Origin of the sequence: Amycolatopsis sp. cg13, from assembly GCF_041346965.1 — a bacterium.
Classification (GTDB): domain Bacteria; phylum Actinomycetota; class Actinomycetes; order Mycobacteriales; family Pseudonocardiaceae; genus Amycolatopsis.
In genome coordinates, this window is sequence record NZ_CP166848.1 from 853,544 (window position 1) to 867,966 (window position 14,423).

Annotated in this window: 12 protein-coding genes, 5 tRNA genes and 1 pseudogene; 13 read left to right on the forward strand and 5 right to left on the reverse strand. The window is 69.4% G+C overall.

Features of this window, described 5'->3' with window-relative positions; all coding sequences use genetic code 11:
* Positions 1 to 59: 59 nt before the first annotated feature.
* Positions 60 to 1,403 (reverse strand): MFS transporter, encoded by a 1,344-nt coding sequence (locus AB5I40_RS03625; protein WP_370936987.1) that lies wholly within the window; start codon positions 1,401 to 1,403, stop codon positions 60 to 62.
* A 166-nt stretch (positions 1,404 to 1,569) separates the two neighbouring features.
* On the opposite strand from AB5I40_RS03625, the gene AB5I40_RS03630 reads away from it, so the two are divergent.
* A complete protein-coding gene (locus AB5I40_RS03630) occupies positions 1,570 to 2,139 on the forward strand; it encodes a TetR/AcrR family transcriptional regulator (protein WP_370936988.1) in 570 nt (189 codons plus the stop codon).
* Position 2,140: 1 nt separating this feature from the next.
* On the opposite strand, the gene AB5I40_RS03635 is transcribed toward AB5I40_RS03630, so the two are convergent.
* Complete coding sequence (locus AB5I40_RS03635; RefSeq protein ID WP_370936989.1) at positions 2,141 to 3,211, reverse strand: DUF5937 family protein; 1,071 nt, start codon at positions 3,209 to 3,211, stop codon at positions 2,141 to 2,143.
* A 101-nt stretch (positions 3,212 to 3,312) separates the two neighbouring features.
* On the opposite strand from AB5I40_RS03635, the gene AB5I40_RS03640 reads away from it, so the two are divergent.
* Entirely contained in the window at positions 3,313 to 4,509 is a 1,197-nt protein-coding gene (locus tag AB5I40_RS03640; protein ID WP_370936990.1) for an MFS transporter, read from the forward strand.
* On the forward strand, positions 4,509 to 5,276 hold the full coding sequence (locus AB5I40_RS03645; protein WP_370936991.1) for an SGNH/GDSL hydrolase family protein: 768 nt from the start codon (positions 4,509 to 4,511) through the stop codon (positions 5,274 to 5,276). The genes AB5I40_RS03640 and AB5I40_RS03645 overlap by 1 nt, the downstream gene beginning before the upstream one ends.
* 8 nt (positions 5,277 to 5,284) lie before the next feature.
* Here the strand turns inward: AB5I40_RS03645 and AB5I40_RS03650 are convergent, their stop codons facing one another.
* Positions 5,285 to 5,812 carry a CGNR zinc finger domain-containing protein gene (locus AB5I40_RS03650; protein WP_370936992.1) on the reverse strand — a complete coding sequence of 176 codons (528 nt, stop codon included), beginning with the start codon at positions 5,810 to 5,812 and terminating at the stop codon, positions 5,285 to 5,287.
* Positions 5,813 to 6,418: 606 nt separating this feature from the next.
* On the opposite strand from AB5I40_RS03650, the gene AB5I40_RS03655 reads away from it, so the two are divergent.
* From AB5I40_RS03655 to AB5I40_RS03675, 5 genes are all read left to right on the forward strand, one after another.
* Positions 6,419 to 6,491 (forward strand) — tRNA-Gly (locus AB5I40_RS03655).
* 24 nt (positions 6,492 to 6,515) lie between these two features.
* Positions 6,516 to 6,589, forward strand: a tRNA-Arg gene (locus AB5I40_RS03660).
* 121 nt (positions 6,590 to 6,710) lie between these two features.
* Positions 6,711 to 6,782: transfer RNA gene (locus tag AB5I40_RS03665), tRNA-Gln, on the forward strand.
* 4 nt (positions 6,783 to 6,786) lie between these two features.
* Positions 6,787 to 6,858 (forward strand) — tRNA-Gln (locus AB5I40_RS03670).
* A 22-nt stretch (positions 6,859 to 6,880) separates the two neighbouring features.
* Positions 6,881 to 6,954 (forward strand) — tRNA-Lys (locus AB5I40_RS03675).
* Here the strand turns inward: AB5I40_RS03675 and AB5I40_RS03680 are convergent.
* Positions 6,929 to 7,231 carry a hypothetical protein gene (locus tag AB5I40_RS03680; RefSeq protein ID WP_370936993.1) on the reverse strand — a complete coding sequence of 101 codons (303 nt, stop codon included), beginning with the start codon at positions 7,229 to 7,231 and terminating at the stop codon, positions 6,929 to 6,931. The genes AB5I40_RS03675 and AB5I40_RS03680 overlap by 26 nt on opposite strands.
* A 13-nt stretch (positions 7,232 to 7,244) precedes the next feature.
* Between AB5I40_RS03680 and AB5I40_RS03685 the strand changes: the two are divergent.
* Positions 7,245 to 7,403 (forward strand): annotated as a pseudogene (locus AB5I40_RS03685) (FAD-dependent monooxygenase); the annotation flags it as partial.
* Between the two features lie 665 nt (positions 7,404 to 8,068).
* On the forward strand, positions 8,069 to 9,724 hold the full coding sequence (locus tag AB5I40_RS03690) for a DUF4157 domain-containing protein (RefSeq protein ID WP_370936994.1): 1,656 nt from the start codon (positions 8,069 to 8,071) through the stop codon (positions 9,722 to 9,724).
* 343 nt (positions 9,725 to 10,067) lie between these two features.
* On the opposite strand, the gene AB5I40_RS03695 is transcribed toward AB5I40_RS03690, so the two are convergent.
* Positions 10,068 to 11,225, reverse strand: a complete 1,158-nt coding sequence (locus tag AB5I40_RS03695) for a glycosyltransferase (RefSeq protein ID WP_370936995.1) — start codon at positions 11,223 to 11,225, stop codon at positions 10,068 to 10,070.
* Between the two features lie 137 nt (positions 11,226 to 11,362).
* Here AB5I40_RS03695 and AB5I40_RS03700 point away from each other — a divergent pair, with 137 nt between their 5' ends.
* From AB5I40_RS03700 to AB5I40_RS03710, 3 genes are all read left to right on the forward strand, one after another.
* A complete protein-coding gene (locus AB5I40_RS03700) occupies positions 11,363 to 12,253 on the forward strand; it encodes a hypothetical protein (RefSeq protein WP_370936996.1) in 891 nt (296 codons plus the stop codon).
* A 108-nt stretch (positions 12,254 to 12,361) separates the two neighbouring features.
* The gene (locus tag AB5I40_RS03705) at positions 12,362 to 13,054 is read left to right on the forward strand and encodes a LuxR C-terminal-related transcriptional regulator (protein WP_370936997.1); all 693 of its coding nucleotides are present in this window, start codon (positions 12,362 to 12,364) and stop codon (positions 13,052 to 13,054) included.
* A 68-nt stretch (positions 13,055 to 13,122) separates the two neighbouring features.
* Positions 13,123 to 14,418: an amidase family protein gene (locus AB5I40_RS03710; RefSeq protein ID WP_370936998.1), complete on the forward strand. Its 1,296-nt coding sequence runs from the start codon at positions 13,123 to 13,125 to the stop codon at positions 14,416 to 14,418.
* Positions 14,419 to 14,423: the final 5 nt, after the last annotated feature.

Sequence of the window (14,423 nt, forward strand, 5' to 3'; positions counted from 1 at the left end):
CGTCGTGCAAAGGGGGCTGCCACTCCGGAATTCGGGGTGGCAGCCCCCTTTTCGTGCGGTCAGCGGGCGTAGACGCCGACGTCGTCGATGTCGGCCTTCGAACGATCGGGCAGCGCGATCACGCACAACACCGTCACCACAACAGAAGCGACGATGTAGATCGAAATCGAATACGGCGTGCCGGTGGTGTGCAGCAGCCAAACCGCCAGCAGAGGAGCGGGGCCGCCCGCGAACACCGACGCCAGCTGATATCCCAGCCCCGCGCCGCCGTAGCGCAGATGCGTCGGGAAGCTTTCGCCGATCAGCGCCGCCTGCGGGCCGTACTGCATCGAGTGCGCCACCAGGGACACGATGATCGCCAGGAAGATCATCGCGTGGCCGCTGTGGGTCAGCACGGTGAAGTACGGGAACGCGATCACTCCGGTCAGCACCGCGCCGGTCAAGTAGACCTGTTTGCGGCCGATCCGGTCGGAGAGCTGCGAGAACAGCGGGATCAGCAGCAATTCCGCCGCCGCGCCGACCAGGACCGCATTGAGCACGAACGTTTTGCTGAACTCCGGCCGCTGCACCACGTAGACCAGGACGTAGCTGGTGAACAGGTAGAACGGCATCTGCTCGCTGAACCGCAAACCGGCCGACAGCAGGATCTCGCGCCAGTGGTGGCGGACAACGTCCTTCACTGGCGCTTTCGAGGTGCGTTTGGCTGCGACCGCGGCGGCGAACATCGGCGTTTCGAGAATGCGCAGCCGGATGACCAGGCCGATCGCCACCAGCACCAGGCTCAGCAGGAACGGGATCCGCCAGCCCCACGAGGAGAAGGCGTCCGGAGACAGCGTCGCGGACAGCAAGGTCATTCCGCCGGTCCCCAGTACAAGTCCGACCGGGACGCCGACCTGAGCGAAACTTGCCAGCAGCCCGCGCCGGCGCTGGTCGCCCCATTCCATCGCCAGCAATACCGATCCGCTCCACTCGCCGCCGATCGCGATGCCTTGCACGAGACGCAGCAGGACCAGGATCAGCGGGGCCGCGATGCCGATGGTCGCGGCGCCGGGCAGGAGGCCGACCACCGCCGAGGACAGGCCCATCAGCAGGAGCGTCACGATGAGCGTCGCCTTGCGGCCCAGCCGATCGCCCCAATGGCCGAAGATCGCCGCGCCGATCGGGCGGGCCGCGAACCCGACCGCGTAGGTGGCGAACGACTGCATGACCCCCGCGTACGAGGACGACGCGGGGAAGAACAGATGGGGAAAGACCAACGCGGCGGCGGTGTTGTAGAGGAAGAAGTCGTACCACTCGATGGTGGTGCCGATCGAACCGGCCAGGGCCGCCCGGCGTACCTGCACCCGGCGGTCGCCGGAGGAAGCTTGGACTGACTGGGTGACCTCGTTGTCGCCTAGAGTCATGGTCGTGCACCTCTCGTGACGGTCGTCACACTACAGTGTGAACGACCGGCAGAGGTTTGACGATTCCTGACGCCTGCTCCGGACGGGTTGTTTCCGACCCTCCGGCACGCCGAACCCACCTGGATCGGGCGCCGCGCGGCCAGGACGCGCGACTACCATCACAGCCGTGACGGAGGACAAACCGCTGCGCGCCGACGCGCGGCGAAACCGCGCCAAGGTGCTCGAAGCCGCCGAGACCGTGTTCGCGGCGAAGGGCACCGGCGCGCCGACCGAGGAGGTCGCGCGCGAGGCCGGCGTCGGCATCGGCACGGTGTTCCGGCACTTCCCCACGAAAGAAGCGCTTCTGGAAGCCGTGCTCTACGCGCGGCTGCACCGGTTCGTCGACGAGGCGGACGCCGTCGTCGCGCAAAATGCCGAGGACGCCGGGGCCGCGTTCTTCACCTTCCTCACCAGCTGGATCGAGATGTCCAGCGCCAAAAACGCCTACTTCGAAGCGCTCACCTCGGCCGGCGTGTGCGTCCCTAGCACGGGTTCGGTGATCGGGGAGCGGCTGCGCGAGTCGCTCGGCGTGCTGCTGCGGCGCGCCCAGGAGAGCGGTGCGGTGCGACGCGACGTGACCACCACCGAGCTGATCCCGGTGATCATCGGCACCGCGAAGGCGGCCGAGCACGTCGGGGCCGACCGCGAACTGCGCGACCGCACCATCGCGATCCTCTTCGACGGCCTGCGCACCTGAGTCAGCGCAGGACGGCAGCCAGCAGGTCGGTGCCCAGCGAGGACAGCTGCGGCAAGGCGAGCGAGTAGCGGACGTACCGGCCTTGGCGCTTGGTCGTGAGCAGACCCGCCCGGCGCAGGACCGCGAGATGCCGGGACACCTCCGGCGCGGACAGGTCCCAGTTGTGCGCGAGTTCGCTGGTGGTGTGCGGGCTCCGCGCCAGCGTGCGGACCAGGCGCAGCCGTACCGGATGGGCTAGCGCGTCAAGCCGGAGTTCGACGGTTTCCAGCGGCACCGGCGCGGTTGCGTCAGCGACGGAGTATTGCACTACTGGCTGCCAGCCGGACGCGTGGACCACGACCAGGTGCGGGCTGCCGAAGACGCTGGGGATGAACGTGACGCTGTCTCGGGCGGAGGTCGCCTTGTCCTGCAGCTTGTCCACCACGATCCGGGAACCGTCCTCGGATAGCGTGACCGCGCTGGAAACCGCGTCCAGCGCTGTACGGATTCCCTTGTGCCGCAACAGGTCTTGTTTGTGTCGCAGGTCCGCGGCGAGCTGGGGTTCGAGCCCGGTCCAAGCGCTGTCGAAGAACGCTTCGGCGCACTGTTCGAGGGTGTCGCGGACACGGGCGCGGGTGGCTGCGGGGTCCGTCAGCAGGGATTCGGCGAATGCTTCCTGACGGGGGCCGCGTGCCTGGGCGAGGTCGAGGGCGCGTTCGCGCGAGGCCGGGTCGGCGAGCGGGGAACGGGTCGCGATCCGGGTGCTGCCGCAGGTCGAGACGAGCGCTGCGGTCGGGTACGTTTCGTGGTCGATCGCATCGACGTCTGCCAGTTCCTCGGCGAGCGTCGGGCGCGGACGTCCGGGCAGCAGGAAGTCGGCTTGCGAGGACCACCACAGGGAATCGGCCTCTCGCACGCGTTCGGCCAGTTCGGGTCGCATCCCCGCCCAGACTTCGCCCGCCCACGCGGCGAACCGCGGATGGTGGCCCGGCTCGGCGAGCACGTGCAGCATCGCGGTCAGCTCCGCGAGCGGCGACGCGGCGAACCGCACCTGCTCGGCCGGCAGCCCGGCGATATCGATCCTCAACGGCACCGCACCAGCATCGCCGATCGCTCGGCCCGCCCGTTCGCCGGTTGACGAAAACTGCGAATCGGCGTGCTCCGGCCGAAGTGGGAGCGGGAGTGTCGAGCGCCATGACCACCAAGATCCGGCCGAGCGCGCTGATCCGCGTCTCCGGCGGCCCGCGCTACGCCGCCGCCATGGCCGTCGACGCACTCGGCACCGGGCTGTTGCGCCCGTTTCTCCTGATCTACGGCGTGACCGTGCTCGGCCTGTCCGCGCCCGCGACCGGTGCCGCCATGACCGCGGGCGTCGTGGCCGGGCTCGGCTGCATGCCGTTCGTGGGACGGTGGCTCGAGCGCGGCGCGCGCACCACGGTGGTGGCCGCTTCGATGCTGGTGCGTGCGGTCGGTGTCGTGCTGCTGCTCGCCGCGCCGCCGGGGGAGCTGTGGCCGTTCGTCGATGCCGCTGTTCTTCTCTCGGCGGGAAACCAAGCGTGGCCAGCAGCGCACGCGGCACTCGTCGCGACGCTCGCCGAAGGCAGGCAACGCGATGCCGCCGTCGCGGCCGGTCGTTCGCTCCGCAACGCAGCGCTCGGCATCGGCGCTCTGCTGGCGACCGCGTGCCTCGCCGGTGGCTCGAACGCGTTGCGCGCCATGGCAATCGGCACCGGGATCGCGTACCTGCTCGCCGCAGTCCTGGCGTGGTCAGTCCACTTGCGAGCTCCGGCCGCTGTGGCGGAACCCTCTGTGGAGAGCGCGCCGCGGATGGGTTCGCTGCTGGCCGCGAACGTCATCTACGCGTTCTGCCTGAACGTCCCGGAGATCGCGTTGCCGTTGGTGCTGACCGCGTATCTGCACGCGTCCCCGGTGTGGTCGGCGGCGATCTTCGTGGCCAACACCGTGCTCGTCGTCGCCCTGCAAGTGCCGGTCACAGTCCTGCTCGCGCGAGTTTCCCGGCGGACCGCGCTGGCAGGCGGCGGAGTCGTGCTCACGTTGTCGTACCTCGGCTTTCTCGCGGCGACCCTGCTCGGAACCGGCTGGGCGGCGCCCGCGATCGCCGCGGTCTCGGTGGTCTGCACCATCGGCGAGATCATCTACGCGGGCAGCGCCACGGCGTTCGTCATGGCCCTGGCACCCGCACGCCTGCTCGGCCGGGCGGTGGCCCGCTTCGAACTGTCGACCGGCGTCGGGCTGGCGGTCTCCCCGGCGGTGCTCACCGCGCTCGCGCCGCTCGGCCCCGGCGCGCTCTGGGGCGGCCTCGCCGGAGCTACTCTGGTGTCCGCGGGCGCCGTCGCGAGGGGTGGGGGAGCCGGGCCTAAACTGAGCTGATGACCAACCGCTTAGTCTGTATTGGCGACTCGTTCACCGAAGGCGTCGGGGACGACGATCCGTCCGCGCGCAACGGGGTGCGCGGCTGGGCCGACCGGGTCGCCGAGGTGCTGGCCGCCGGGGAGCCCGGGTTCCGGTACGCGAATCTGGCGGTGCGCGGGAAGCTCCTGCCGCAGGTGCTGAACGAGCAGGTCGAACCGGCGCTGGCGATGAAGCCGGACCTCGTCACCGCCTACGCGGGCGGCAACGACCTGATGCGGCCGCGGGTCGACGTCGACAGCCTCGCCGACTCGTACGAGCGCGCGGTGGCCCGATTCCGCGCGGCCGGCGCGCAGGTGCTGCTGTTCACCGGCGTCGACGGCGTGGAAGACGCGCTGTTCCGCCAGATCCGCGGACGGGTCGCGATCTACAACGAGCACGTACGCGGCATCGCGGCCCGGCACGAGACGCTGCTGGTGGACATGTGGTCCATGCGCCAGCTGCGCGACCGTCGCATGTGGTCGCCGGATCGCCTGCACCTCAACGCGGCCGGGCACACCGAAATCGCCATCGCCGTCCTCGACGCGCTGGGCGTGCAGCACAGCCTCACGCACGCCGCGCTGGGTCCGCGGCCGCGCCTGTCGACGCGGGAACAGCGCGCGGCGAACCTCCGCTGGGGCCGGGAACACGCGCTGCCGTGGATCGGCCGCCGTCTGCGCGGCGAGTCCTCCGGCGACACGATCGCCCCGAAATACCCGGAACTGCAGTCGTTCGAAGCGGCCGACTGATCTGCTGCTCAGCCCGCCAGCTGCCGCGCGCGATGGTCGGCGACGTTGACCCGCGTGCCGCAGCGAGTGGAACAGAACCGCCGGCGCCCGTTACGCGACGTGTCCACGAACGCGATGCCGCACCCCTCGCGCGCACAGACGCCGAGGCGGTGCGGCTCCTCGCACACGAGATGCGCGAGCCCGCCCGCGGTGTAGGCGTAGAACCGCTCGACCACGCCCGCGCCTTCGCTGGAGTAGTGCAGATGCGGCGCTTTCCCGTCGTGACTGGCGATGTTCGGCCGACACGCGGCGACGGCGAGCAGCTCGTTCAGGAGATCGATCCGCTCGGCCGTTGTCTCCGCGACGAACACCTCGTGCAGCCTCCGTCCCCACAGCAGGATCTGCTCGGCTTCGTCCGCGGTGATGCGCGGCAACACCATGTCGCGCGCCTGCCCCGCGGCCCGCACCTCAGCGGCCGTGACGCCGTCGCGCTGGGCAAGGGTGGCCAGGTCGGCGGCTACTTGCGCGCCCGCGCCGCCGTAAGGATTGAAGTGCACTCGACCATTACAACACGATCCGCGTGCCCGGGGAAATCTTTCTCCGGAAAATAAGATTGACTCACCGCTTCGGCGTAGGTGAAGATGAATGCACCACAGCGGATGAAGGAGCGGACATGACGAACACGCGGAAGCGGGAGACGCGAGGCCAATATCCGGCCGCGGTCCACGCTGCGCAGCGTTCTGTCTATCAGTGCCGCACCTGCCAAAAAGGCGGCCACCTCGGCGGTATCCGCTCCCTGACCTGACGCGACAGTCGCCGCGCACCGGGAGCCGCCCCGTCGGGAAACCGACCCGGGCGGCTTCTTTCGTCATGGCCTCCAAAGGCGATTAATTGCGCCTGTTATTTCGCGACGGCATTTCCCTGCTGTCCATTTTCCGGTCCTTTGACAACTGCACAGCGGAGCAAGACATTTCCGAGACTCGTCCCCGTCGCCTCACCCGCGGCCAGGACGAGCGCCGGGTCCGGCAGCCACGCGCCGCCGGACCCGCACGGTGAAGACGGGGCGGTGGCGGCCCCACCCGGCTGTAACCCGGGCGCCCCTGTGCGGGCAGTGAGGGTTCGACTCCCTCCTTCACCACTGCGCCCAGGCCAGGGCGCGTCCTGCGGTCGTGGTGAACTCGGCGGACACGTCGGTCTTCCAAACCGAAGAAGAGGGTTCGATGCCCTCCGGCCGTTCGTCGTCCGGTTCCTGCCGGACACACCCTTGTAGCTCATCGGGAAAGAGCGCCGCACTACGAATGCGGAGGCACCAGGTTCGAGTCCTGGCAGGGGTACGGGCCCGGCGCCGAGGGGGCGCCGGCGCCTGCGCACATTCCCGGATGCGAGGGGCATCGGCGACCCCGCCTGGTTCGGGACCAGGAGACACCGCGTTCGACCCGCGGGCATCCGACTCGTTCCCGGTTGGTGTAACCGGCAGCATCGCGGATTTTGGATCCGCGGGCCCAGGTTCGAATCCTGGACCGGGAGCCCGTGCCCGTTCGTCCAACTGGCAGGACGCCGCGCTCTGGACGCGGAAACCGAGGTTCGAACCCTCGACGGGCAGCTCCTTTTCCCGCCTTCGCCGCGGGCCGTTAGCTCAATCGCGCAGAGCAGCCGGCTTTTACCCGGCGGGTTCAGGGTTCGAATCCCTGGCGGCCCACTTCCGGCCCCAGGTCACCGGTGCTGGTGACCTGGGGTTTTGTGCTGTTCGCGCGAGGGTTGTCCGGTGGCCGACCGTCCATTGTGGTCTCCTGCGAGCCCGAGGGCGCGGGCACGGTGCAACGCGGCCTGCCAGGGGGGATCGCCGACGCGAGTTCCCGGGCGGCGTCGGCGGCGACTTCCTGGGCAACGTTGGTATAGAGGTCCATGGTGACCTTGATCGACGAGTGGCGAAGGAGGTGCTGGACCACCTTCAGGTCCACTCCGGCGGCCAGCATGAGCGTCGCTGCTGGGCTCAACCTGAGTGTGGGCGACGCGACGAACCTCGGCTGGAAGCTCGCCGCCACGGTGCAGGGGACGGCGCCGGACGGGCTGCTGGACACCTACACCGCCGAGCGGCATCCCCTCGGCACCTGGGTACTGAACTGGACCCGCGCCCAGATCGCGGTGCAGAGCGTTCCTGCTGGACCCCTCCGGTGTGCGGCACGACCTCGTCGCCCCATACCGCGACCGCATGCGGACGATCACCACGGCCCCACTGACCGACGACGCTCCAGAAGCGGTCACCGCCAGCCCATCCTTGTGACCAGAGTCCTCCCCGCGGCGAAGCCAAGCCCTGAGCAGAGGCGAGCACCCTCACCAGCGAACCCTGGCGAGGAGCTTGCCGAGACAACTCTGGCGCATTCTCGGCCGATGCTGAGCCCCGCCGACAACATTCGGCGCTCGACTTCCGCCTCACCCGCAAGCTGCTCATGCACCTGCGCCGCGGCATCTTCGACGGGCGTGGCGGACACGCCCACGACCTCGTCGACGCCAACCTCAGCCAAGGAAGACGATTGCCGTGTCGGGTGCCGATGGTGCGGCAGCTTTCAAAGCGTTGCGCCGCAACTCTTTGAAAGAGGGGCTTCCCTGGCCGGCGTGTATGGCTGATCTCGTCGGAAATTGATCCAGACATGTGATCAACATGTGCGTTCACTCCGGCCTCCGTCGGGCTCGTGACCGGTTCCGCCGCGAGGGCCACCGGACAGCGGTTGGTCGCATCGTCGGCGGCCCGTATCGCTGTCCACGGGGAATGACGTGACGTGGCGGTGACGGCCGGTCGCTAGACAAGGGGGATGCGAGCATTCGCCCGGCAGACGAACGCCGTGCCCGAATCCGGCCCCGAGCGGCGGCGAGCACCGCAACTGGTGCACGAGGCGGTGAGTTCGGCGGGGCATCCGCTGGATTCCGGGGTGCGTGCATATGCACAAGACCTTCTTGGTTGGGACTTCAGCCGCGTGCGGGTGCACAGCGACGTGCGCGCGGCGGAATCCGCGCGGCAGCTCGGCGCCCGGGCTTACACCGTCGGCGACCACGTGGTGTGCCCTGCGGAGAACTACCGGCCCGGCACCGCGGACGGCAACAGGCTCCTTCTGCATGAACTGGCCCACGTCGTGCAGCAGCGCGGAGCTGCCCCGGGGGCGGAGTTGGGCGTTGGCGCCGCGGGCCATGGCTGCGAACGCGAGGCGGACGCGGTGGCCGACGGCACCGCCGCCCCGGGTGCCCTGACCACGACCGGAGCTGTGGTGCAGCGTCAGATAAGCGGATTGCCGCTGCCGCCCGGACCACCGCCGTTCACTCCCGCCGCGCCGATCACCTGGACCCCCATCGTGGGCGAAACGCCGCTCACGTTCTCCAGCCTCGGCGCGGCCGCCGCCAGAAGCACGGCCGCCCCGCTGGCGGAAGGGGTTGTGTCGGCCGGCGGCACGGCACTGGGCGAGGGCTCGCTGCTGGCCGGAGCGAGCACCTCGGCCGTTGTGGTCGAGGGCGGTGCGATCGTCGCGGACGGAGCGGTCGTCGTCGGCGGTGCCGTGGTGGCCGAAGGCACGGTGGTTACCGGGGGCACCGTCGTCGCCGCGGCGGCGGCGGGTGAGACGGCCGTCATCGGCGGCACCGCGGCGGTGGGCGGGGCGGGGCTGGCCGCGCTCGCGCTGCCCGCACTGGTTCTGATCGGCGCCGTCCTGATCGTGGCCGGCACTGTGTATCTCGTGGTCAATACCGCGCCCGAGGAATCAGCGCCCCCGGCGGAGGCACCCGGGCAGGACAACGGTGCCCCGGTGACCGACCCGGGACCAGTCACCCCGGCGGCGGCACCCGGAAAAGCAGGCCGTGGACCGGTCGTTGATCCGGTCCGCCATCCGCCCGCCGTCGCCCCGCCCCCGCGGACGCCACGCCCGGTTCGGCTCGCCGGGCACACCAGCCGGGAGAACGAGGCGCTGGTCCAGCGGATGCGCGCCCTGAAAGGCCGCAACACGGGACTCTCCCAAGACTGGGACGGGTTGGAGCAGCGGCTGCGCGACGCCGACCCGGCCGTGAGCCGGGCCGCGGCGGACGAACTCGGACGGCTGGAAATCGAGGACTACCAGCACGGTCCGCGCGCTGAGCCCGCCCCGGCCGACACCAGCGACATCGACGCGCAAGAGCGCCTCTACCGCAAGATCGCCAAGCACTCGTGGGAACACTCCGGACACCGCGAGGATCTCACCCGCGCCGGGGTCCGCTCCGTGCGCGAAGCCACCCAGCTGATCGGGGAGATCATGGCGAGGGCCGGTTCAAAAGACTGGTACGACCGGCTGGCGCCGGGGCAAGAAGCAGAGGCCGTGATCGATCGGAAAACCGGCCTCATCGTCATCGTCAACGGCCCGGACATCGCCGCACCCGGCACCATGTTCCAGCCGGACAAACCACCAGACGAATACCTTGGCGAACGCGGCTTCACCCGGCGGAAATGACACAACCCGTCCGCGCACGCAACAGCGATTTCGAACCGCGGCCCTCGCAGACCGCTCTCAGTGCACCATCGCGTGCCGGCGATGCTGGGTTCGACGGGCGACGACAAGCACTTCAGGCCCTCGATCGGTCGTAGAGGGACGCCGCGACAATCGAATGACATAGACTGGAAAGTGTTTATAGCTGTTAGTTGGAGGGTTCTTGGTTCGAGTCCGAACGGGCTCAGATGAACCTGCAAAACCGCCGCGACCAGTCGAGTGCCACGACCACGAGGACGTCGTCTGAGTGCATGCTGAGCGCCCGATCCTGAACGGAAGCATCAAGCCAGTGTGTTCGCCGGTCATTTCAGACGGCCAGCTCCCCGAAGCGTTTTACCACTTGAGAAGGCTCGGGCATGTCGGCCAGTTCCGCACGGACCTCCTGCGCGGCGATACGCAGCCCTTCGTCTGTGACGAGTCTCCGCAGCAAGCCCGCATCCAGCTTGTCCGGCGCGCACGCCATGCCTGCGCCGCGCGCGACGACGGCGTCGGCGTTGACTCCTCGGTCGCTCGCTCCGTCCGGAACCATCAATTGCGGCACACCGGAATCCAGCGCCGCGTACATCGTTCCCGAGCCTCCGTGGTGCACCACGGCTGTGCAGGCAGCGAGCAGCGCTCCCATCGGCAACCAGCCACCGTCGCGCACATTGGCTGGCAATGCGCCGAGCTTCTGACGGTCGCGCGGCTCCAGCGCGAGCACGAAGTCCGCGTCCACCTCCGGTGCGAGCGCTAGGATCCGCTGCACCACGCCAACGCCCTGCATCCGCGGCACGATCGTTCCCAGAGTCACCGCGATGAGCGCTCGCCGCGGCTTCCGGCGTAGCCAGCTCGGAAGCTTTCCGTTCCCATTGTGCGGTGTCGGGCGCATCAGCCAGCCACCGCGCCGAGCGCCGGTGATGCTCGGTGGCGCGATGTCGAGCCACGGGCCGTCGTCAACCAGTCCCTGCGTCCCATGGCGCCGCAGCGCTGCGGCCATGTGCCGCAACTGCCCCGCTCGTTCTCCCTGCGAAATCCCGAGTTCGTGCCGAACCGCCGGCACACCCAGCACCCTCGCGGCCAGCAATCCGAACGGTGCCATCCGCTCGTAGACCACAAGATCAGGTCGCCACCTCTGCGCGGTGGCGACCGCCCCGTCTGCCAGCCAGTCGGAGAAGGTTCCGAAGTGCACGCCCTCCAGGTCTTCGGACATGAAACCGGCCATGATGCGCTCGTTGACTTCCGGGTACCGCCGGTGGAAGTCGGCGAAGAGGCTTTTCAACGTGGCCCCGGGTGCGATGTCGGCGATCGGCAGGGCCGCCTCGGCCAGCAGTTCCGCTTCTCCGCACGACCCCATCAGCACTTCGTTCCCAGCGGCCCGCGCTGCGCGAGCCAACGGCACCAGCGGGAAGAAGTGGCCGACTGCTGGCATCGAGAAGAACAAAATACGCATGAACGTCCTCAGTGATCTGGCGGGTATACGACGCACCGACGACTTCCGCGGGGCCTAGACCCGTTACCGGTGACAGACACCGCGATTCGGCACATCCGGTCTGCTGCTGTCGTCCGGCCGACGAACCCGCCCCGTCCGCCAACACCTGCCTGCTGGTCGAGATAACCTACGCCGTGCCCGAGGATCTGGACTTTTCCCCCTTTTCCGCCCCGGTCGATCCGGCCGCGGCGCTGGCCCACGCGGAGCGGAACGGCGACCGCCCGGGTCGTGACGTCGCCTGCTGTGCGCTCTGGCTGGTCTTCCTCGCCGTTGTCTTCTTCGGGTTCATCAGCGTGCCGCTGAGCATGTACCTCGCTCACGCTCATCCGGACGGCGGGTTCGGCATCCGAATCCTCGGGCTGTCGCCGTTGCTCGTCGGGCTGGTGCTGGTCGTTCCGGTGGTCCGGCTGATGCGCAAGGACGGCGCTCAGGAGCGGATCAGCCGCTATCGCATCATGCAGTTCGCGGCGCGCAACGGGCTGAGTTATCACTGGGCTGTCGAAAATCCGGAGCAGGCGGCCGGGATCTTCGCCGTCGGCACCCGCCGGGCGGCGGGCGACGTCGTCGCGTTCGACCAGCCGCGTCCGATGGAGTTCGGGTGGTACCAGCATGTCACCGGGACCCGCGAGGTGGCAGCCGAACGCTGGCACTACGCGACCACTCCGCTCGACGCCAAGCTGCCCCATCTCCTCCTGAACTCGCGGGCGAAACGCACCGGCGTGCTGACCAGCGGCACGAACGACGCACTCGGTCACCCCGACCTCACCGGCCCCGGCACGACTGTCTTCTCCGTCTCCGGTCCGTTCGGCCGCGCCCGCGAGATTCAGGCCATCCTGGACCGCGCCCTCTTCTCCCCGGACCTCCTGGACCGGTACACCGCCCGCCCGGTCCACATCGAAATCGTCCGGAACCGCCTTTACCTCTTCGCCCGGAAGCCGTTTGTCACCACTGACCCGGACGACTGGCGCTGGATCGTCCGCCTGCTCGTCGACACCGCCGAACGTCTGGAAACCCCGCCCGCCTGACCGGACGCGGGAGCCACGCGGAATGGCCCCTTACACTTTCGCGCGAGCAGTGAGCCGACGGAGCTGAGCCAGCGTCGCGCTCCCTACTTCGCACCGAAGCGAGGCAGCATGGGCCAGGAGTACGCACTGACGTGCGAAGCGATCGACATCGTCCTCTCGGACTCGCCGCCGAAGGAGAAGCGCCTTCTGCTGGGCGATGTCCTGCGTCGCATCCTCGGGGCCGACGTCTTCGCCTCCTTCGTCTGCGATTCGTCCGGGCCCTACGCCGATCCGGTTCAGCTCGACCTCGGCGACGACGCGCTTCGCGCCTACCACCGGCATTTCCGGCACGTTGACGACCTGACCCCGAAACTTTTCGCGCGGGGGAGCGCTTCGCGCGTCACTCCGGCTGTCGGTGTCTCCGCCGAGTTCGTCGAGGACTTCCTGCACCGCGGCGGCATGTATCACGGCATGAACTACTTCCCGGCCAATGCCGGCCCCGGTTCCGTGGACCTGCGGCTGTGGCGGGGGCGCGGCGGCCGCGCGTTCACCGAGGCCGACGCGCGGGTTTTCCGGTCTTTCGGGGATCTGGTCGCCCGGACCTGGCCGCGGGAGACCCCGGTCGGCGGCAAGGCGCTGTCGCGGCGCGAAGCCCAGGTGGCTGAACTGGTCGCGGAGGGCTACAGCGACAAGCAGATCGCCGCGGCCCTCGGCATCGCGCCGCCGACGTTGCGGACCCACCTGAGCAACGCGTTCGCCAAGACCGGTGCCGCGAACCGCGCGGCCCTGGCGGCGCACCATCTGCGCCATCGTCAGAAATGACGATAGCGGGGACCGCGCGGCAGGCCGAGACTCCCGGATAAGCCTCATTCGCTGCAAAGGAGCCCCGGATGCCGCTTATCCCGCTGGCTGCGGTCGAACGACCGGAACCAGGAGACTGGACGCAAACCTGCACTGCTGACGAGATCGCGGCTCAAGTGCCGTCGGCGGGCGCGAAGCCGTATCCGCTCGCGGTGAAAGCCAACATCGCGGTGCGCGGGCTGCGCCGATCCGCGGGATGCGAGCTTCTGGACGTCGCGCCGGAGGAGGCCGACGCCCCGGTCGTCGCGCTGCTGCGCCGCACCGGCGCGGTGGTCGTCGGCATGGCGAACATGCACGAACTCGCCTTCGGGATCACGTCGCAAAACGCCTCCTACGGCGCGGTGCGTTTGCCCGGCCGCCCGGGCTATCTGGCCGGGGGATCGTCGGGCGGCAGCGCCGCGGTCGTCGCGCGCGGCCATGCCGAGGTCGCGCTGGGCACGGACACCGGGGGCTCGATCTCGATCCCGGCCAGCCTGTGCGGGGTCGCGGGATTCCGCCCCAGCACCGGACGCTGGCCGACCGCGGGAATCGTCGGCTTGTCGTGGACGCGGGACGCCCCCGGGATCTTCGCGCGCTCGGTGCGGCGCCTCGCCGAGATCGACCTGGCGATGCTCGGCGGAGCAAGCTGCCAGGACCTTTCGCGCCCGCGGATCGGAGTGCCCGACGAGCTGTTCCGCGAGCTGCACCCCAGTACGCGAGCGGCGGTCGAACCGGCCTTGGCCGCGCTCGCGGACACCGTCGAGCTGGTGCCGGTGAAGCTCGTGGACATCTGGGAGCTGACCCGTGCGGCGGCGATGCCGATCGTCTGCTGGGAAGCCCGCCGTCTGCTCGGCGACGTCGCTGCCCGTGTCCTGGGCATGAACCCCGAGCAAGCGTTCGCCCGGCTGGCCGCTGACGTGCGCAGTCCTGACGTCCGGCAGATCCTGGAAGCAGAGCTAGCATCCCCGGTGTCGCCCGACGCGTACGCGATCGCCCAGCAGCAAACCGAGCAAGCAAGGGCGTGCTACGCGGAACTGCTGCGCAAGCACGCACTCGACGCGCTCGCGTTTCCCACCACGCCCGCACCGGCTCCGCCAGCCGACTGCGACGGGACTGTGGAGCATCTGGGAACCCGCGCCGACGCTTTCGAGGTCTACACCCAGAACACGACGCCGGGCGCGATGCTCGGGGCGCCCATGGTGACCTTCCCGCTGGCAGTTCCCGGGGCCGGTCTTCCGGTTGGGCTGACCGTCCAAGGAGGACGGTTCGACGATCGGCGGGCGCTGCGCCTCGCCGAACGAATGGCGGAGACGTTGTCGAAAACCGCGGGCACGCCGATTGATTGACCTGG

Excerpts from the sequence above, each read along its gene's own strand:
- AB5I40_RS03625 (WP_370936987.1), bottom strand. The coding sequence starts at position 1,403 with ATGACTCTAGGCGACAACGAGGTCACCCAGTCAGTCCAAGCTTCCTCC.
- AB5I40_RS03640 (WP_370936990.1), top strand. The coding sequence starts at position 3,313 with ATGACCACCAAGATCCGGCCGAGCGCGCTGATCCGCGTCTCCGGCGGC.
- AB5I40_RS03645 (WP_370936991.1), top strand. The coding sequence starts at position 4,509 with ATGACCAACCGCTTAGTCTGTATTGGCGACTCGTTCACCGAAGGCGTC.
- AB5I40_RS03680 (WP_370936993.1), bottom strand. The coding sequence starts at position 7,231 with ATGCTGGCCGCCGGAGTGGACCTGAAGGTGGTCCAGCACCTCCTTCGC.
- AB5I40_RS03690 (WP_370936994.1), top strand. The coding sequence starts at position 8,069 with ATGCGAGCATTCGCCCGGCAGACGAACGCCGTGCCCGAATCCGGCCCC.
- AB5I40_RS03705 (WP_370936997.1), top strand. The coding sequence starts at position 12,362 with ATGGGCCAGGAGTACGCACTGACGTGCGAAGCGATCGACATCGTCCTC.
- AB5I40_RS03710 (WP_370936998.1), top strand. The coding sequence starts at position 13,123 with ATGCCGCTTATCCCGCTGGCTGCGGTCGAACGACCGGAACCAGGAGAC.